The 18,800-nt window shown below is 39.2% G+C and carries 21 protein-coding genes; 7 read left to right on the top strand and 14 right to left on the bottom strand.

The annotated features are described in order from the left end of the window. Position 1: 1 nt before the first annotated feature. From IGJ19_RS10495 to ulaG, 5 genes are all read right to left on the bottom strand, one after another. On the bottom strand, positions 2-643 hold the full coding sequence (locus IGJ19_RS10495) for a 3-keto-L-gulonate-6-phosphate decarboxylase UlaD (RefSeq protein WP_019722444.1): 642 nt from the start codon (positions 641-643) through the stop codon (positions 2-4). After that, a complete protein-coding gene (locus tag IGJ19_RS10500) occupies positions 644-955 on the bottom strand; it encodes a PTS sugar transporter subunit IIB (RefSeq protein WP_071867311.1) in 312 nt (103 codons plus the stop codon). A gap of 15 nt (positions 956-970) precedes the next feature. Beyond that, positions 971-2,461, bottom strand: coding sequence for a PTS ascorbate transporter subunit IIC (locus tag IGJ19_RS10505; RefSeq protein ID WP_430603923.1), 1,491 nt, complete (start codon positions 2,459-2,461; stop codon positions 971-973). 182 nt (positions 2,462-2,643) lie between these two features. Then, entirely contained in the window at positions 2,644-3,099 is a 456-nt protein-coding gene (locus tag IGJ19_RS10510; RefSeq protein ID WP_430604568.1) for a PTS sugar transporter subunit IIA, read from the bottom strand. A 169-nt stretch (positions 3,100-3,268) separates the two neighbouring features. Beyond that, positions 3,269-4,330 (bottom strand): L-ascorbate 6-phosphate lactonase, encoded by a 1,062-nt coding sequence (gene ulaG / locus IGJ19_RS10515; protein ID WP_430603925.1) that lies wholly within the window; start codon positions 4,328-4,330, stop codon positions 3,269-3,271. Between the two features lie 170 nt (positions 4,331-4,500). Here ulaG and IGJ19_RS10520 point away from each other — a divergent pair, with 170 nt between their 5' ends. Beyond that, the gene (locus tag IGJ19_RS10520) at positions 4,501-5,268 is read left to right on the top strand and encodes a DeoR/GlpR family DNA-binding transcription regulator (RefSeq protein ID WP_074800274.1); all 768 of its coding nucleotides are present in this window, start codon (positions 4,501-4,503) and stop codon (positions 5,266-5,268) included. 241 nt (positions 5,269-5,509) lie between these two features. Then, positions 5,510-6,613, top strand: a complete 1,104-nt coding sequence (locus IGJ19_RS10525; protein ID WP_071867306.1) for an alpha-hydroxy-acid oxidizing protein — start codon at positions 5,510-5,512, stop codon at positions 6,611-6,613. A gap of 235 nt (positions 6,614-6,848) precedes the next feature. On the opposite strand, the gene IGJ19_RS10530 is transcribed toward IGJ19_RS10525, so the two are convergent. Both IGJ19_RS10530 and IGJ19_RS10535 read right to left on the bottom strand, forming a co-directional pair. Beyond that, positions 6,849-7,631 (bottom strand): PhzF family phenazine biosynthesis protein, encoded by a 783-nt coding sequence (locus IGJ19_RS10530; protein ID WP_071867305.1) that lies wholly within the window; start codon positions 7,629-7,631, stop codon positions 6,849-6,851. 7 nt (positions 7,632-7,638) lie between these two features. Beyond that, on the bottom strand, positions 7,639-8,598 hold the full coding sequence (locus IGJ19_RS10535) for an ornithine cyclodeaminase family protein (RefSeq protein ID WP_430603929.1): 960 nt from the start codon (positions 8,596-8,598) through the stop codon (positions 7,639-7,641). Between the two features lie 94 nt (positions 8,599-8,692). Between IGJ19_RS10535 and IGJ19_RS10540 the strand changes: the two genes are divergently transcribed. The 3 genes from IGJ19_RS10540 (at position 8,693) to IGJ19_RS10550 (ending at position 13,517) form a co-directional block, all read left to right on the top strand. Next, positions 8,693-10,087: a PLP-dependent aminotransferase family protein gene (locus IGJ19_RS10540; protein ID WP_071867303.1), complete on the top strand. Its 1,395-nt coding sequence runs from the start codon at positions 8,693-8,695 to the stop codon at positions 10,085-10,087. Positions 10,088-10,290: 203 nt separating this feature from the next. Beyond that, positions 10,291-11,931 carry a malolactic enzyme gene (locus IGJ19_RS10545; protein ID WP_071867302.1) on the top strand — a complete coding sequence of 547 codons (1,641 nt, stop codon included), beginning with the start codon at positions 10,291-10,293 and terminating at the stop codon, positions 11,929-11,931. 263 nt (positions 11,932-12,194) lie between these two features. Beyond that, a complete protein-coding gene (locus IGJ19_RS10550) occupies positions 12,195-13,517 on the top strand; it encodes a 2-hydroxycarboxylate transporter family protein (RefSeq protein ID WP_430603931.1) in 1,323 nt (440 codons plus the stop codon). A 62-nt stretch (positions 13,518-13,579) separates the two neighbouring features. Here IGJ19_RS10550 and IGJ19_RS10555 read toward each other — a convergent pair whose 3' ends face one another. From IGJ19_RS10555 to IGJ19_RS10585, 7 genes are all read right to left on the bottom strand, one after another. Next, positions 13,580-14,014 (bottom strand): GNAT family N-acetyltransferase, encoded by a 435-nt coding sequence (locus IGJ19_RS10555; RefSeq protein ID WP_115358079.1) that lies wholly within the window; start codon positions 14,012-14,014, stop codon positions 13,580-13,582. 151 nt (positions 14,015-14,165) lie between these two features. Then, positions 14,166-14,471, bottom strand: a complete 306-nt coding sequence (locus tag IGJ19_RS10560; RefSeq protein WP_010734809.1) for a DUF1292 domain-containing protein — start codon at positions 14,469-14,471, stop codon at positions 14,166-14,168. A gap of 21 nt (positions 14,472-14,492) precedes the next feature. After that, entirely contained in the window at positions 14,493-14,924 is a 432-nt protein-coding gene (ruvX, locus tag IGJ19_RS10565) for a Holliday junction resolvase RuvX (protein WP_019723844.1), read from the bottom strand. Further along, on the bottom strand, positions 14,921-15,187 hold the full coding sequence (locus IGJ19_RS10570) for an IreB family regulatory phosphoprotein (protein WP_002290885.1): 267 nt from the start codon (positions 15,185-15,187) through the stop codon (positions 14,921-14,923). The genes ruvX and IGJ19_RS10570 overlap by 4 nt, the downstream gene beginning before the upstream one ends. A 258-nt stretch (positions 15,188-15,445) precedes the next feature. After that, positions 15,446-16,165, bottom strand: a complete 720-nt coding sequence (locus tag IGJ19_RS10575) for a DNA/RNA non-specific endonuclease (protein WP_430603934.1) — start codon at positions 16,163-16,165, stop codon at positions 15,446-15,448. Positions 16,166-16,449: 284 nt separating this feature from the next. Next, positions 16,450-16,830 (bottom strand): hypothetical protein, encoded by a 381-nt coding sequence (locus IGJ19_RS10580; protein WP_430603936.1) that lies wholly within the window; start codon positions 16,828-16,830, stop codon positions 16,450-16,452. 3 nt (positions 16,831-16,833) lie between these two features. Then, positions 16,834-17,223 (bottom strand): TetR/AcrR family transcriptional regulator, encoded by a 390-nt coding sequence (locus IGJ19_RS10585; RefSeq protein ID WP_071867297.1) that lies wholly within the window; start codon positions 17,221-17,223, stop codon positions 16,834-16,836. Positions 17,224-17,447: 224 nt separating this feature from the next. On the opposite strand from IGJ19_RS10585, the gene IGJ19_RS10590 reads away from it, so the two are divergent. Together IGJ19_RS10590 and IGJ19_RS10595 are read left to right on the top strand one after the other, a co-directional pair. Then, positions 17,448-18,200, top strand: a complete 753-nt coding sequence (locus tag IGJ19_RS10590; protein ID WP_023520080.1) for a threonine/serine exporter family protein — start codon at positions 17,448-17,450, stop codon at positions 18,198-18,200. 15 nt (positions 18,201-18,215) lie between these two features. Continuing rightward, entirely contained in the window at positions 18,216-18,689 is a 474-nt protein-coding gene (locus IGJ19_RS10595; protein WP_010734803.1) for a threonine/serine exporter family protein, read from the top strand. The last annotated feature ends 111 nt before the right edge of the window (positions 18,690-18,800 follow it).

An 18,800-nucleotide genomic window follows, 5' to 3' on the forward strand; every position in this document is an offset into this window, starting at 1 on the left:
CTCATTCTCCCCACAGTCGCTTGATCTCATTTTGGAATGCTTGGGCTTGTATGATCGGATCTGCACATGCCGTCAATCCTCGACCGACAATAAAATGAAAGATCGGCATCCCTTGGAACAAGGCTAACGTTGAAATTGACAGCCCACCAGTTACTGATACTTGAAAACCTAAATCGATCAATTGTTGGACGAGCTTCAGATCCTTTTCTCCCCAAACTTCCCCAGCTAACAAAGCATCCCTACTCTGGTGATAGACGACTTGAGAAATCCCAATTTCTCGCCATTTTTTTGCTTGTTCCATCGTCCATTCTCCGTATAATTCTACTTGAAGCGCTTTGACTTTCTTTTGTGCGGCTTGCATGGTAGCAAGGGAGGCACAGCAGATCACTGTCATAAAATCTGCCCCAGCCTGCGCGACATTCCCAGCCACAGTTTCTCCTGCGTCGGCGCATTTTGTATCCGCAACGATCGTTTTTTCTGGAAACATTTTTCTCATACATTCGATTGGTTTGCTTCCTTCTTGAAGACAAAGAATGGTGCCTACTTCGATCACATCGACGATTTCTCCAATTTTTTTCACATCTGCCAACGCAGACGCTAACGTGTTATGATCCAGAGCAATTTGTAGTTTTGGTCGTTTCATCTAATTCTCCTTTGATTTCAATTCTTTGTACAATGTTGTTTCTTTGAATTTCTCACAGATCTCAGTAGGTGACATCACATTTTTGATCCCCACGACCGTCACACCTCGCTCAATTGCTTGCATGAACATCGGCATAAAATTGAGTGGCGTAAAGACGACATCATATTGACTTGCCGAACTTTTACCTTCAGAGATCGGGCAATGATGGATTTTACTCACTGTAATATTTAATTCTCTCATTGCCTTTTCTACACTACGCATCATCATTAAACTTGTACCAGAACCATTGGCACACGAAACTAAAATTCTCATTTACTTTCCCTCCTATTAATTACTGTCTCCAAACTTTTCTTTATATTTTTGATAATCCTCAACAATCAAAAAATATCCTTCTGGATTTTTTCGATATTGTAGTTGCGGAATTAGCAACAAACCGACGACCACTAGTGCAACACCTGCATATCCAAAAAATTTCATCAAAACAGTAAAGAATGGCCAAGCAGTCGCCCAATCAAACATACCAATGTACCCTCCGTAACTGGATAACCCGATCCATGTCGCAAAGAGTGCAGAACCACCGACTTGGATCAGCCCAGATAAGAAAGGGAACAAACATGCTGCCTTGAACCCACCCCGATTATTTGAGAACACAGCGATGACCGCATTATCAAAAAATAGTGGGATAAATCCAGCGATCACGATCGTTGGTGATCGGAAGACGATCAATAAGATGATCATCAAAAATTGTCCTAATGCACCAAATAAAAACCCGATTGTGACTGCATTTGGTGATCCAAAGCCAAAAGTTGCAGCCACATCGATCCCTGGCACAGCTCCTGGTAAAATAGTATTTGAGATTCCTTGGAAAGATTGTGTCAACTCGTCCACAAAGGTCCGGACACCAAGCTGTAAAATAGCTAAATACACAGCAAAGTTCAAAGAAGTGGTCAGTACGTAGAATACGAAACTTTGTCCTGCCACCATAAATTCTGCCTCAATCAAATACTCCTGTCCTAATACTAATAAGATGATGCCAAAGAAGAACAGCATCAATAACGAAGTCGCCACCATATTTTCGTTGAAAATGGATAAGAACCCCGGAAGCTCCATATCTTCAAGCTTTTTATCGGCTTTTCTATTCCCACTTTTTTTACGACTACTCTTTTGCCACCACTTCGCTAAGGTAGAAAATAGGTACACCCCAAACATCTGTTGGTGCGCAATCGCAAAACCAGCTCCGTCTGTCAATTCTTGTGTCACACCAACAGTTAAATTAGAAGCAACTGCCCAGTAACACCCTAAAATGATTCCCATAAATACTAATACTTCTACTCTTCCTAATTCAGGAAAACAGAAAAGTAAGATCCAAAAAGCTGTAGCTGCTTGCTGGATCTGGACATTTCCTGTCGTAAAAACAGCTCGCAACTTCGTATATTTTTGGAAACGAACTAACAGGATATTCAACACAAATGCAATCAATAATAAAATCATCACATCACTGAATGTTCGCCCAAAAGTCTCCATCAATCCTGCATCTACAGCATTTTGGCCAAAGTAGGGATCAGTCACCATCGCCTCAAGATCAAAACGATCCTTTAAACCAACTAAGATCGGTCGGAAATTGTTCACCAATCCACCTGAACCAACAGCTAAAATCAGATAACCTACAGTGGCTTTCAAAAATCCAGCTATACATTCGTATAATGGTCGGCCAAGAAGTACATACCCTAATAAAACGATCGAACCGATCAAATAAGCCGGCTGTGTTAAAATATTTGTCGCAAAATACGTCCATATCTCCATCAAGATAGCTCCCATATTTTTCCGTTACCAAAAACCAGAACAAATCATCAAACGATGCTAGATATCATAGTTTTCATGTAAACGGACTCCCTCCCTTACATCGTATTTTTTAGTTGATAATTTATCTTTTATATCTATTTGCTTTGTACCGAATGGTCCTCGCTGACCATACTTATCAAACAAAAGACTGCTTCTACCTATATTGGCTCATATTTCTCCATGACCATTTGATAATCTTCGATTGTTTCTGTCGCAAGCAATTCTTCGATCAACCCGTCTTGCATCAGTAATTCTGATAATGATTGAATATTTTCTAGGTGTTGCTTTGGCTCTTTGGCTGCTACGGTGAAGAAAAGGCTGGCAGACTTTGTCCCTTCCTCAAAAGGAACTGGCACGTTCATTTTGGTAAATGAAATCGTCGTATCAAAAACATGTGAGCCACCTTGCATGGCATGAGGCATCGCAACGTGTGGGGCGATCAGGATATATGCCCCATGTTCTTCGACATTGCGGATCATTTCTTCTACATATACATGATCAATGATTCTTTTTTCTAGTAAGTGACGACTGCTCTCCTCGATTGCTACTCGCCAATCATTTATCGTAGTTTCCACATAATTGACTAAGTCATTCTCATAGAAATATCTCAACATATTTACAAACAGTATCAAGCAGGCAATCCTTTGTTTGACAATAGCGCATTCTTATCAAGAGATGACTTTGTCTTACATTCACTTGCTTTGATACGTTCTCCCTCCTCGCTTTTGCTTTTGTTAAAAAATTCTCAGTTCAGCTGATTTATTGTCATATATCTCTTGGCTCCTACAAAAATGATGGAAACGGCGTATCATTTTCTTGGGTGAAGACGTCATGGAAGCCTCGATCGAAATTGAATGCCAAGTCTTGTCTGTTATCTGGGTACGTATACTTCCCCCCTACTTGCCAAATATAAGGGGAAAACTGATAAGCCAATCGATCTTTTTTCATGCGCCATAATTGAGTGATCTCGTTAGGATCAGCCATAAAATTTGACCAAATATCATAATGGACCGGAATCACCACTTGAGCTCTTAACGATTCTGCCATTCTCAACAAATCACTGGCGGTCATCTTATCAGTGATACCACGCGGATTTTCACCATATGCACCTAGACAAACATCGATATGATGTTCATTGCCATGTTTGGCAAAGAGGTTGGAATAATGAGAATCACCTGCATGGTAGATCGTCCCTCCGGATGTTTTGAAAAGATAATTGACAGCGATCGTATCCATTTCTTGTGGCAACTGATCTTTTAATTGCACATTAGGATCATCATGTGTGATCAATGCCGTCCGATCAAAGGCTTCCAGCGCAACGATCTCTACTTCATTGATCAAAGCGATATCACCGGGTTTGACTACTTGGGTCTTTTCTTTTGGTATCCCCCAAGAGAGCCATATTTCCACTACTGCTTTGGGGCCAATAAATAGCGCCTCCGGACAATTTTGATGAACAGCTGCGGCAGTGTGGATATCCAGATGATCAGAATGGATATGTGTTACCACTAATGCATCCACATTTTTGATTGCAAATGGATCGATCACAAAAGGTTGTGTCCGTAAATTCGGTTGCATCTTTTCTGTACCGCTCATACGCATCATCTGGTGGCCTTTTTTCATCTGTCCATTCCCGTGTGTTCGTTTTCCTGTCCCACACCATAAGTCACAAAGGATATTTGTACCTTCATGTGTCTTCAGCCATATACCCGTACATCCTAGCCACCATATAGATACGCTTTTTTCTTTTACTTGTTCCATTTCGATTTCTTCGTTCAGATAGGTTCCCCATTCTGGAAAGGTCGAACGCAACCAACCTTCTTTTGTTACTTCTGTTATATTCATGTGCCATCCTCCTCTTTATTAGGTATATACAAATGATAAAGCGCTATCAAAATGATTGGAATAGCTTTATATGACTGTTATTACTTTATGTGATCGTTTCCATTTTTTTATGCTCGTTTAGCTATAATTAGTCATATAGAGAAAAAATTGATTGAAAAGGAAGGATAACAATGAAAAATTCTCTGTTGACGATTAAAAAAAGACGTAATGAAATTCTTGATCTATTACAAAGGCACACACAAATGACCACGATTGAACTGTCTGAAAAGCTTCACGTATCACTCAGCACCATTCGTCGAGACCTTAGATTTTTAGAAGAAAAAAATGAGATTATTCGTGAACATGGCTATTGCCTCTTCAATTATGACAATCAAACAAATTTTGATCTTTCAGGACCAACGTGGATCAAACATCAAATCGCTCGTTGTGCCAGTCAATATATTGGAGACTATGCCACAGTATTTATCAATTCAAGTTCCACTGCCTTAGCTGCACTCGATTATTTAGAATCGAATCATGTCACCGTCGTAACGAATAATCTAAAGGTTGTTTCTTCTGTCAGACAAGGAAATTATACGTATATTCTCACTGGTGGCGAGTTACGCGTACCAAAAGAAGTTTTGGTAGGAGATATTGCCGCTCGCACATTGGCAGATATGAATGCAGACGTCTGTATTATTGGATGTAGCGGAGTAGATTTAGAAAATGGTGTGACAACAAAAATTTTAAACGAGTCTAAAATCAACGAATGGATGATCAAAAAGAGTATCAAATGTCGTATCCTTGTTGCAGACCATCGTAAGATTGGCCGGACTTCACAGTTTAAGATTGCTGATGTCTCAGCCTTTGATTACTTGATCACTGATCAGCATTGTTCACCTAAACTTGCCAAAAAAATCGAACAACTAGGTGTCACTGTTATTCGAGTAAGTTTGTAAAAAAAAAAGAAAATTTCGTCAAAGTTGCTAACAGATAAAAAACAGATATCATTCGGTTTTCTTCTTTTAGTCAAGTATTCAAAGCGTGACTATACTGTTGCATAGCAGTAACTCTTCGTTCGGTTATATAAAATAAAACAGATTATTTGCCTGTTTTAAAAACAAGGCGTAGTATAAAAATGTAAACGCTGACAAAAGCGACATTATTTATTGATCGATATTAAGAAAGAGGGTTTGTTTTATGGAAATGATTTATCAAGCTGGCTCACAAGAAGGGCAAATCAGTTTTATCAATACAGAAGACTTAGAAATGGCAGCAGCTCAAGTGATTCCTACTGGCGGATACGGTTATATCAGTAGTGGTGCTGGAGATCTCTTTACGTATAAAGAAAACGTGCAATCATTCAATCATCAATTGATTATTCCTCATGTTTTAAAAGACGTCGAAATTCCAGATACAACGACTTATTTTGACCAAGAAACATTGACTGCGCCAATCATCATGGCGCCTATTGCAGCTCATGGTTTAGCTCATACACATGCAGAAAAAGCTTCAGCAAAAGGAGTTGCCGATTTTCATACGATTTATACAGCGAGTTCTTACGCTTCATGCACATTAGAAGAAATCCGCGAGGCCGGTGGTCCAGACGCACCACAATGGTTCCAGTTTTACATGAGTAAAGACAATGGGATCAATTTAGATATTCTAGAGATGGCCAAACGTAATGGCGCAAAAGCAATCGTTTTGACAGCTGATGCAACCGTTGGTGGTAATCGAGAAACAGACCTTCGCAATGGTTTCACTTTTCCTTTGCCAATGCCGATCGTTCAAGCCTATCAATCAGGGGTCGGACAAACGATGGACGCAGTTTATAAGTCCTCAAAACAAAAGTTAAGTCCAAAAGATGTGGAATTTATTGCTGCTCATTCTGACTTACCCGTTTATGTTAAAGGTGTGCAATCAGAAGACGATGTTTATCGTTCATTAGATGCGGGGGCAAATGGCATCTGGGTATCGAATCATGGCGGTCGTCAATTAGATGGTGGGCCAGCAGCATTTGATTCTTTGAAATATGTAGCAGAAGCCGTCGATAAACGTGTCCCTATCGTCTTTGATAGTGGTGTTCGTCGTGGTCAGCATGTCTTTAAAGCAATTGCTTCTGGTGCCGATCTAGTCGCAATCGGTCGCCCTGCTATCTATGGTTTAGCTCTTGGTGGAAGTACTGGCATCCAACAAGTATTCGACTTCTTCAAAAAAGAACTAGAAATGGTGATGCAATTAGCTGGAACCCAAACCGTCGAAGATATCAAAAATGTGACATTACGGGAAAATCGTTTCTACTAAATCAAAAAAAACTTAAATAGAAATGACAGCTATAACCTTAGCCACTCGACACTCTTAAAACCGAATAAACAGTCAGAAAAAGTAACTCCTTCAGAAATAAGCCAGAAGCCCCAGAAATTGATACAAATTTCGGGTCTTCTGGCTTATTTAGCGGTATTGGATACTGTTATCATGCTCGCTACTTTTATAAAAAACTAAGTATACCTCTCACTATAAATGTTGTTAGATGGATTATCTAAATATACGCTTCGCCCTTTGCAAACAACGTTGCTTCGCCACTGATCATCACGCGTTCACCTAGCCACTCGCAAGTCAAGAACCCGCCTCTGGCAGAAAGTTGTTGAGCAACCAAGTCATCCTTTCCAAGCTTTTGTGCCCAATAAGGAATCAAATTCGCATGTGCCGAGCCACATACTGGATCTTCATTGATCGTTAGTTTTGGGAAAAAGGTCCTAGAAACAAAATCTTGGTTCTTTCCTTCGGCTGTGACGATCACGCCGATCCCTTCTTCTAATTCCCTCATTGCAGTATAATCAGGCATCAGATTTGCCACTGTCTCTTCGTCTTCTAAAACAAAAAACAAGTCCCTTGCTAGATAAGCCTCTTTTATGTTTGCACCAAGCACTTGCTCGTATTCTGGTAATATAGCGATCGATTGCGGTAATATACTTGGAAAATCCATCGCATATTCCCCCTTTTTTTGTGTGACAAATAGGTGACCACTTTGCGTTGAAAATGAAATCGTGGATTCACTGATGCCATAGAAATGGAACAATACAAATGCAGTTGCTAAAGTCGCATGACCACATAAGTCGATTTCACGATCAGGAGTAAACCATCGTAACTCATAGCCCTTCTCTTTTTTTACGGTAAAGGCGGTTTCGGATAGGTTATTTTCGATGGCGATTTTTTGCATAGTATCATCAGGTAACCATTCTTCTAACACAAAGACCGCAGCAGGATTTCCTTTAAACACTTCATTAGTGAAAGCGTCAACTATATAATAGGGTAAATTCATTTATAGACTACTCCTTTACTTTTTGATAAATATATTCGGCACAACATAAATCTTCTACTGCTAAGCCAACCGCATCAAAAATCGTGATCACTCGTTCTTCTGTACGCCCTGTTTTCTGATAGGTGACTAATTCACCTAGAGAACCGAGAATGTTTGTCTGATCAATTTTTCCTTCTGATAAGGGGATCAAATAGTCGCCACTTTCCCTTTTGACCGCTTGGTAATCATCTACATACAGTTGCCCAGATGCCATCAAATTACTTGTTAATTCACGGGTATCTGGTGTAAATGTTCCGATTGCATTGATATGTGCGCCAGATTTAACCTCTTTTTTTGATAAAAAAGCATACTTACTAGGTGTTAAAGTACAGATAATATCTGCTTCCATAGTCGCGTCAGCCAATGTCGGACAATCAATAAAACGCAGTTTTGGATAATTATTTTGCTGTTCTAGAATAAATTGTTTTCGTCGTGTTTCATCTAAATCATAGACAAACACACGGTGAATCTTTCGGACACAGGTAATTGCGGCTAGATGTGAAACCGCCTGTTGCCCTGTTCCAATCAATGTGAGTGTATCTGCTGATGACTTTGCTAGGTAATCCGTGGCTAATGCTGAAACTGCTGCTGTCCGTATCCAAGTCACGGCATTCGCATCGATCATCGCGACGGGTTGTCCGTTTTTTGAATCGAAGAGTATGATTTCACCTAAATGTGAAGGTAGCTTTTGTTTGTGATTGTTGGGAAAAGCCGTGATGATTTTTGAACCAAAGTACCGGTTCCTTCCCAAATAAGCGGGCATCATCGCAAAGATATTTTGTTCCTCTCCATCTGGTAATTGTTGGACCATTCGCTTCTCTTGAGAAATCTTCCCCATTTGAAAATCTTCAAAACACTGTTCCATTACTTTGATTGCTTCTGTAAAACTAAAATGAGTGATTACTTCATGATTATCGATGATTTGCATATTTCCCCTCCTTTTTTTCTATCCTAGCGTTCAAAAACAATACATTCAATGATATAATTGTATGGAATACAATTTTTTGAAAGAAGGAACGAGCATGTCGATCAACTCTTATGAGAACTATCCACTGACTTGGCGTCCAGATAAAAAAAAGTTACATCGCCCGATTTATCAATCACTTATCACGCAGCTAGAAGCTGATATTTTATCCAATAAATTACAAAAAAATACAAGGTTGCCTTCCCAAAGAGAACTCGCTGATTTCTTAGACATCAATTTCACAACGGTTGGTCAAGCCTATAAATTGGGACTAGAAAAAGGGTTACTTTATACAAGTATCGGGAGTGGGACGTTTGTGTCCCCCAATGCGTTTACCTCCATCACTATTTCTTCTGATCAAGTACCTGATCATGTCATTGATTTTGGGTTAGTCAGTTCATTTGATGAATGCAACGAAATGATCACTCCTTTTATTCAATCTGTTTCACAAAATCATGCGACTAACGGACTTCTTAGCTACCGTGAACCTTTAGGGACAACCTATCAATTGACGATTGCTAAAAATTGGTTGGAAACACAAGGTGTCTATGCTTCAAGGGAACAAATCGCTATTGTTTCAGGTGTCCAAAATGGCTTGGCGATCACACTAGCTGCTTTGTTTTCTCCAGGAGATCGTTTGGCTGTCGATCGCTATACTTATTCGAATTTCATTGAGCTTGCGCACCTTTACCATATGGAAATCGTGCCGATTGATTTTGATATGGAGGGTATGCTTCCCGAATTGCTTGAACAAGAATGTCGGAAAAAAGAAATCCACGGGATTTTTCTGATGCCTTCTTGTAACAACCCCATTGGTTTTCAACTATCTGCAAAACGGAGGCAACAGCTAAAAGAAGTCATTGCAAGGCAACAATTGATCGTGATCGAAGACGACATCCATTCTTTTTTGACTACCTATAATCAAAAAAGAACACTACCTTCATTCCAGCAATTACTTCCTGAACAAACCATTTATCTTGCTGGAATGACCAAGTTTATCTGTGCAGGCTTGCGTGTTGCTTTTCTAGTATTTCCCGAAAAGTACAAACAAAAGATCCAACAGGCAATTTTCAACATTAATGTCAAAACCTCGAGTTTAGATGCTGAGATTGTCACACAAATCTTATGCTCAGAAACCGCACAGGACATACTCGAAACAAAATCCAACTATACAAAACAAGCAAATGAACGATTCGATACACTTTTCAACTTGCCACGACCGACCAATCCACTTCCTTTTTATCGAAATCTCCCTGTTCGAAATGATCTGTCCCCAGAAACGATCGAACAAGCTTTTTTAAATAAAGGGATTCGTGTCTATCATTCACATCGTTTTACGACCCAACCGCAGCATGATCCTTTTATTCGAATTGCTTTATCCTCTAATCCTTTGGAAGTATTAACGAAAGGGCTTGAAATCGTCAAAAAAGAAATCGTGTACTTTCAACGATGACTTATCACATAAAATCAAAATGATGCAACTCATTCTTTTTGTTTTAACTGCTCGAACCCATCGAGGAGGAACCTATTTTTGATCATAGGTTCCTCCTTTTTTCTTTTTTCATATAAATAAAATTTATCATAACTACCTATTTTGACTATAGCCCTGAGCGAACCCTATACTTCGTATGTATTAAAACTTAGGAGGAATCATTCATGCTAACAGGGTTAAACTTACTAAATAATCCATTTTTAAATAAAGGAACTGCTTTTACAAAAGAAGAACGTAAAAAATACGGAATTGCCGGAATGCTTCCTAGCACAGTCCAAACATTAGAACAACAATCTGTGCAAGCATATGGCCAATACCTAAGCAAACAAACTGATTTAGAAAAACGTATTTTCTTAATGAACTTATTCAATACAAACCGCACACTTTTCTATAAATTGATGGGACAACATTTAGTAGAATTTATGCCAGTAGTATATGATCCAGTAGTCGCAGATGCCATCGAACAATACAATGAAATTTTCTTAAAACCACAAGATGCTGCATTTCTTTCGATCGACGAACCAGAATTGATCAAAGAAAGCTTGAAAAATGCCGCAGCTGGTCGTGATATCCGTTTGATCGTTGTCACAGATGCAGAAGGAATCCTTGGTATGGGTGACTGGGGAGTCAATGGTGTTGACATCGCGATCGGAAAACTAATGGTTTATACAGCTGCTGCTGGTATCAATCCAGCGCAAGTATTACCTGTATCGATCGATGCTGGTACCAACAATGAAGAATTATTGAATAATCCGTTATATCTAGGAAACAAACATGCGCGTGTCGAAGGTGATTCTTACTATGAATTCATCGACCAATTTGTATCATCCGCTACAGAACTATTTCCTGAACTATTGTTACACTGGGAAGACTTTGGTCGTGGCAATGCCGCAACGATCTTAGAAAAATATGAAGACAAAATCACAACATTCAATGATGACATCCAAGGAACAGGAATCGTCGTACTAGCTGGTGTGCTCGGCGGATTGAATATTTCTGGTGAAGCCTTGAAAGATCAAACAATCCTAACATTTGGAGCTGGAACAGCTGGAGTCGGTATCGCTAATATCTTATTAGATGAAATGATCCGTCAAGGTGTGCCGGAAGAAGAAGCTCGTAAACACTTCTATCAAGTGGATAAACAAGGACTATTATTCGAAGATACTGAAGGCTTGACTCCTGGACAAATTCCTTTTGCACGTAAACGTTCAGAATTTGCTAATAGTGAAGAATTGACTAATTTAGAAGCAGTTGTCAAAGCAATTCACCCCACAATCATGATCGGTACATCTACTCAACCAGGAGCATTCACAGAAGAAATCGTCAAAGAAATCGCTAGCCATACACCACGACCAATCATCATGCCTTTGTCTAACCCAACAAAATTAGCAGAAGCAAAAGCTAAAGATTTGATTGAATGGACAGATGGAAAAGCATTAGTTGGAACAGGTATCCCTGCGGATGATGTGGAATACAATGGCGTGACTTATCAAATCGGACAAGCAAACAACGCATTGATGTATCCAGGATTAGGACTTGGTTTGATTGCTTCAACAGCTACTCGTGTGAACGCTGAGATCATCTCACAAGCAAGTCGAGCATTAGGTGGGATCGTTGATGTCACAAAACCAGGGGCAGCTATTTTACCACCTGTTGCAAGAATCACTGAATTCTCACAAACGATTGCTGAAACAGTCGCTCAATCCGTCGTGGATCAACAATTGAATCGTGAAGAAATCACTGACATCAAAGCAGCTGTCGAAGCAGCTAAATGGGTGCCTGAATATCAAGATTTAGAAGCTTAACTCACGCTCGTCTCTTTTACAACAACTCGTTACTAAAACAGTTCTGAGCACAACGAGACTTAAAGTAAAAAATACGCATGATAAACATCGAAGCCTTGGATCATTCGTTCACCGAGAAATAGGAAAACCAACTATTTTCAACGAATTGATCCAAGGGGTGTTTTTTGCCAAGAAATACTGGAGTCGGTTGAAGAATAGCTTTAAATTATTTTTCAACTAATAGGGAACTCCTCTTACGTTAATCAAGGAAAGGATCTGTAAGAATGTTACATCAAGAACAAACGACTTCTACAGTCGCTAAGACAAACAAAGAAGGTTTTTGGGAAACAAAAATCAGTGGAGTCAGTTTACCTATCTATTTTATCATGGTTCTCGTGTTGATCATTGCGATGGCATTAGGTAAATTACCAACAAATATGATCGGTCCTATCGCCGTGCTCGTCATTTTTGGGAATCTTTTCCATTTTATCGGGACAAAAATCCCAATCGTCAAAAGTTATTTAGGTGGTGGCTCTGTTTTTGCGATCTTCGCTTCCGCAGCTATCGCAACCTTTGATATTTTACCTGATTATGTCGTGAAATCAACTGAAAACTTTGTCAACAACATGGGCTTTTTAGACTTTTATATCGCTGCTTTGATTACCGGAAGTATTCTAGGAATGAACCGTAAATTATTGATGAAAGCTTCCGTTCGTTTTATCCCTGTTGCACTTATTTCTATGGTTGTTTCATTTTTTGCAGTTGGACTAGTGGGAATGTTGATTGGTAATGGTTTCGCTAATTCCGTATTATACATCTCTTTACCTGCCATGGCTGGTGGTGTAGGTGCTGGTGCTGTTCCACTATCAACTATTTATGCAAACGTCCTAGGAACAGACGCTTCTGCTATTATTTCACGTTTGATTCCCGCAACTGCAATGACAAATGTCCTTGCCATTATCGGTGCCGCTTTAGTCGCTCGCGCTGGACAATCCATGCCAAAATTGAATGGTAATGGGAAACTGATGGAAAAAGGCGATCTAGGCGACGGCAAACCACGCAATGTAAAACCTTCTATCCCTCAATTAGGTGTTGGTTTGATGGTGTCGATCACCTTCTTTATTCTTGGACAAATCGGTAATTACTTTGTACCAAAAGTTCATGCGTATGCTTTTATGATCATTATCGTAGTCATTTGTAAAATCACCAATATTCTTCCTGAATATTATGAAGACGCAGCGATCATGTTCAATAACTTGATTGTTAAAAATTTAACAGCAGCTGTTTTAGCGGGTATCGGGATTGCCTTATTGAACTTGAATGTTTTAGCCTCTGCTTTAACATGGCAATTCGTCGTACTTTGCTTGACAAGTGTCATTGTCATCTCTCTTGTATCTGCTTTTGTCGGTCGTCTATTCGGACTTTATCCGATCGAATCAACGATCACAGCAGGACTATGTAACAATTCAATGGGTGGTACAGGAAATGTTGCCGTCTTATCCGCAGCAAACCGCATGGAATTGATTGCTTTTGCTCAAATGGGCAATCGTTTAGGCGGAGCGATCGTCTTGATCATTTCAGGATTTTTGATGCAACTATTCTCTTAATTCGAATAAATGTAAAAAAACTTCTCGATTCTTATTCGAGAAGTTTTTTTGTACGATGACATTCATGATTCCTTTAGAAATTGTTTTTGCCATTTGGTTGAATGATAGCCGATACGTTCATAAAAACGGTGTGCCTCGTTTCGATGTTCGCCAGAGTTTAGTCGAACACCAAAATAGCCACGTTCTGTTCCTTCCTTCTCGACACTCTCCATCAATCGTCTGCCAATTCCTTGATGTTGGGCTTTTGAAGAAACCGCTAATGCTAGAATATTGAACAACGTTGGACTTAACAATGTTTCATACTTTTGCGCATGGACATATCCTAATACTTTCTTCGTCCCTTCTTCCTCATAAACATCGACGACATAGATCTCTGGTTGTGCCAAGATGCATTCTAATTGCTTCGTCATTTCCGAAAGTGGTATCTCATACCCTAATTCTTCCTTATTTAGCTTGTTTATGGTTTCTGCATCCTCCACACGAGCAGTTCTTATCATTTTGTTCTTCCTTTCTTCTCTAATTTTATGTACTAAGACAAGGATAGCATGGTTTTTTCTATGGAAATAAACCTTGGTCAATTTCTTGATCAAAAGAATGATAAAAAAAGGAGAAACCTTGGCATTTCAAGGTTTCTCCACTATTTTAATACTATTCTTCTTCTTCCGCCATGAATGTATTGAAGACCTCTTCGATCATATCCCATTCAGCATCTGTTTCGATTTGTTCTAATTCGCCTTCTGTTCCGTCTTCGTTTTCAACGTAGGCATAGGCTTGTAATTCTACATCTTCATCTTCCGGTACGCCGGCTGGATAAAGCAATACGTAGTTACGACCAAATTCTTCTTGGCCATCGACTGTTAACAAGATTTCGTATAATGTTTCATTTCCTTGATCATCGACCAATGTGATATGTTCATGTCCTTCATGATCATGTGTATGATTGTGTTCTGCCATTAGAACCCCTCTTTTCATTTTTTAAAATAGTTGTTTTCCCGAACCATCTAAATAATTTTGTAAAATCATCACCGCAGCAAGCTTGTCGATGACTTTTTTTCTTTTTGCTCTTGACGTATTCGCTTGTTCGACCAACATACGTTCTGCTTGTACGGTAGTCAGTCGTTCGTCTTGATAGTCGACTGGTAGAGAAAACATTTCTTTGATCTTTTCTCCGTAAGCCATTGAGCTTTCTGCTCTAGGACCGATTGAATTATTCATGTTTTTCGGCAAGCCTACAACAAAACGATCTACTTCGTACTGTTTGACCAGTTCTGCCAGTCGCTCAAATCCAAATTCTTCTTTGTCTTCATCGATACGAATGATCTCTACGCCTTGTGCAGTCCAGCCAAAAGGATCACTAACAGCGACACCTACAGTCTTTGAGCCGACATCCAAGCCCATCACTCTCATAGATTCACTCCATGATTTGAGAGATAGTCTTTGACGATCACTTCCATGATTTCATCGCGTTCATGACGACGGATCAGATTCCTTGCATCACGATAACGAGGAATGTAGGCCGGGTCTCCAGAAAGCAAGTAGCCCACAATCTGGTTGATTGGATTGTAGCCTTTTTCTTCCAAAGCCCGATAAACGATCGCTAATGTTTCGCTGACTTCTTTTTTACGACTATCATCAAAACCAAAACGTACGGTTTCATCTGTAAAACCCATGATTCTACACCTCTTTCCGCAGGGTAGTCAAATTACCCTCTACACCCTTTATTTTACTCGAAATGTGGTAAAACTACAAATAAATATTCCAACTTCGCTAGAAATATAAAAATAATAATGATTTCTTATTTGATTGTATCGATTCCAACATTTATGAGTACACTTTCTTACAGTATACGTGATATTTAATGAAAAATAAGTCTTTTCTCTGTTTTTTCAAAAAATTCACAAAATATTCAAATAACTAACGCACATAGATCATGTTTTCTTTGCTTGTCCCGTTTGATAGTTGATCGTATAACCGTCTTGCACATTATAGATAAACACATTGAACGAGATTTGGTTATCTTCAATGCTTTGGGCTTCTAACTGAACACCTCGTGCTACTAGCTCTTCTCCTTCAAAATGTGGTGTTACCCGATAACGAACGTGATGATTGGTTTCTTTGATGTATGCTGCAATATCGTTTTCATGTGCCAGCATATGAGGGGTATTCAACGAACGAGTCCCTGTCATCAAATTTTTGATGTTATTATTTTGACCAGTTAGCTGAAAACCTATCAAGTGGCTTCGATTGTAAAGCCATTGTCCGTCACTCAATTTTTTTTGTTTCCAACCTGTAGGATCGATATAAAGGGACTCACGTTTTTCTTTAGGGAACATCTCTTTTCCTAACATGGCATTGGCTTGACCTACACGATTCAGTCGATCGATATCGGAATAACTTTCCCATGTTCCTTTATCTAAGCTCAGTTCTTCTTTTGTAAAAGTCGGCTTATTTTGATTGATTTCGATTTCTTGGTGCGTGCCGTCGTATTCAGGAAGATTTGCCACTTGTGAGACTTGAGGTTTTGCATCAAATAGACCTGTCAGTTGTTGAACGAGATCAGAGTCTTTTTGCGTCATTGAAATCCCTAATGCACCAGCTAAAAGAGCAACTGCGACACCTATGATTGTTTTGGTTGTTTTTTTGTTCATGTATCTACTCCTTTATTCAGTCGAACTCCATAAATCTTAACATACGTTCCCCTTTTTTTAAATAAAGAAGTGTTTAAATTCTTTCAACAATTCCTTCTTCAAAAATTACATACGCATTTTCAGTCTAGTTCCTAAAATAAACAACCTAAATTTCCACGTGAAAGGAAATCTAGGTTGTTACTAAAACTTCATCAATTGATTCGATTGATCTTCTTGTCTATTCTATCACCAGGTGAATACGTTTTTTTGATAGGACAATTAGGTGCTCAACATCGATTCTTCTTTCAAGTTTCTTTTACAAAGTTTGCTCTGTTCATTGCCTGTTCGATCATCGCGACTGTTGCTTGTGGGTCTTCTACTCCAATGATGAGACGATTGAATTCTTCATCTTTTAGTGTGATAACGACTGCGTTTTCTTTTCTTTTGAGGTCATAAAATACCTTGTTTGAATCTTGGACGAATGTTCCGGCAAAATAATATCCATAGGCATCAACTCCCATTCTTTTTTCGCCAAATTTCGGTGTATCTTCCCAGACATCGGCATCCACAGTTGCGCCTAATACATTGGATAATGGTGTGGATATTTCATTTTTCAATGCCCACAGTTTTCGTACGCCCTCCATACTGATGATCAATCGATCATTTTGGATTTCAACTTTAGCCATTTTCTACTTCCCCCTGTCTGTAAGATTCCCTCGACGCATGATTCGATCAGCAATGATCGTTTCAATCGAACCTTCGTTTTTCTCTTCCAAAGCGGTGATTACCTTCTGTGCGACTTTCTTTACTTCGTTGTCATCTGCCGTACGTTCTAATAATGCGATGATCAATAAATCAATCAATAACCCATTATCGGTCACTCCCTCTTCAGCTATATAGTTAAAGCAAGTCGTAAATAAACCAGCTTTACTATAATAAGCAGAGTATAAACTTCCTCGAAGCAAGCCAGTCGCTTTTACCAATTGACTGATCGACGTCCCTGCATACCCATTTTTGGCAAATATTTTTGCCGATTCTAGTAAAACTTTCTCTTCATTAAATTCTCTCGTTCTTCCCATAACTTAATTATGCCACATTATTGAACGATTGGTCAACAATTAACCAAAAAGCTTGATTTATCCTAACTGATGACTTAACACTTGGCTCTCTTCTGCATTGCTCTCACTTGGATCTTATTTTACCTTTCACTGCTTATTTTTGAGATTCAAGTTTTCTTTTTATACGTTTTCCAATTTGTTTGTAGTAAAATAAATACAAGAAAACAACTATTGGAGAAAATGCCATGCCAGAAAGAGATTTAGATTTATTGCTTAATACCTGTTTATTGGCGGGAAAAATAATGACAGAAAGTAATGCAGAGATGTACCGTGTAGAAGATACGATGAGTCGGATTGCTTCTGCTTCTGGAAATTATCGCTTAGTCAGCTACGTGACCCAAACAGGACTATTTATCGGTTTTGATCGGACTTCGACGATCCGCATGGAACAAATCACTAATCGAACGATCAATTTAGAAAGAGTAGTCAAGGTCAATAACCTTTCAAGAAAATATGTTGCCAATGAATTGACTTTGGAAGAACTATATAGCGCATTACAAGAAGTCGAGAAAGATCGACGGATGTTCCCAGTATGGCTACAAATCATCAGCGCTGCTATCATTAGTGGGACGATCATGATTTTATTTGGTGGCGAATTGAAAGATTTACCGATCACATTGTCGATCGGGGGAGTGGGCTACATTGTTTATCTTTGCAGTTTACGTTTTTTTAGAATCAAGTTTTTAGCTGAATTCCTCTCCTCTTTGATTATCGGTATTGCCGCTATTTTAAGCGTGCGTTTAGGAATCGGTCTCAATCAGGATTTGATCATCATTGGTTGTGTCATGCCGTTGGTTCCTGGTGTTCAAATCACCAACGCGATTCGTGATCTATTAGCGGGGCACTACGTTTCTGGTGTTTCTCGTGGAGCAGAAGCGATGATGACTGCAGCGATGATTGGTTTTGCAATCGCCTTTATCTTTCAAATCTTCTACTAAGAAAGGACTTTAGCCATGTGGCATGTATTGATTCAATTTTCTTTTAGCTTTTTAGCGACCGCTGCTTTTGCAATCATCACTAATGTGCCAAGAAAAGCCTTAGTTTGGTGTGGTTTAGCTGGTGCCGTAGGTTGGATGATCTATTGGTTGTGTCTAGCTATGGGTGGCGGTGCAGCTTTAGGTTCATTACTAGGTTCATTAGGCGTTGCTTTTGCTAGTGATCTTTTTTCTAAGCAACTAAAAATGCCCGTCACGATTTTCAATATCCCCGGTATGGTACCACTGGTTCCTGGAGGATTAGCCTATCAAGCTGTTCGTAGTTTAGTTACAGGCGCTTATCAAGATGCGGCATTTTTCACGGTTCAAGCGATCATGATTGCTGGAGCGATTGCCTTAGGTCTAGTGATATCAGAAGTATTCAACCACAATATCCGTAGTTTTAAACTGAAACGTGAAGCGATTGTATTGAAGAGAAGAAAGAAAAAATGAGCGTTTCTCGCTTTGATCTTTTTTGTACAGAGCAATCATACTGTGGGATTCTTGCAACCTTTAATAAAAAAAGTGATAAGAGACGAAACTCGCAAGAATTTCATCTCTTAT

It is taken from the genome of Enterococcus sp. DIV1368b, from assembly GCF_050529595.1.
Taxonomy (GTDB): domain Bacteria; phylum Bacillota; class Bacilli; order Lactobacillales; family Enterococcaceae; genus Enterococcus_B; species Enterococcus_B mundtii.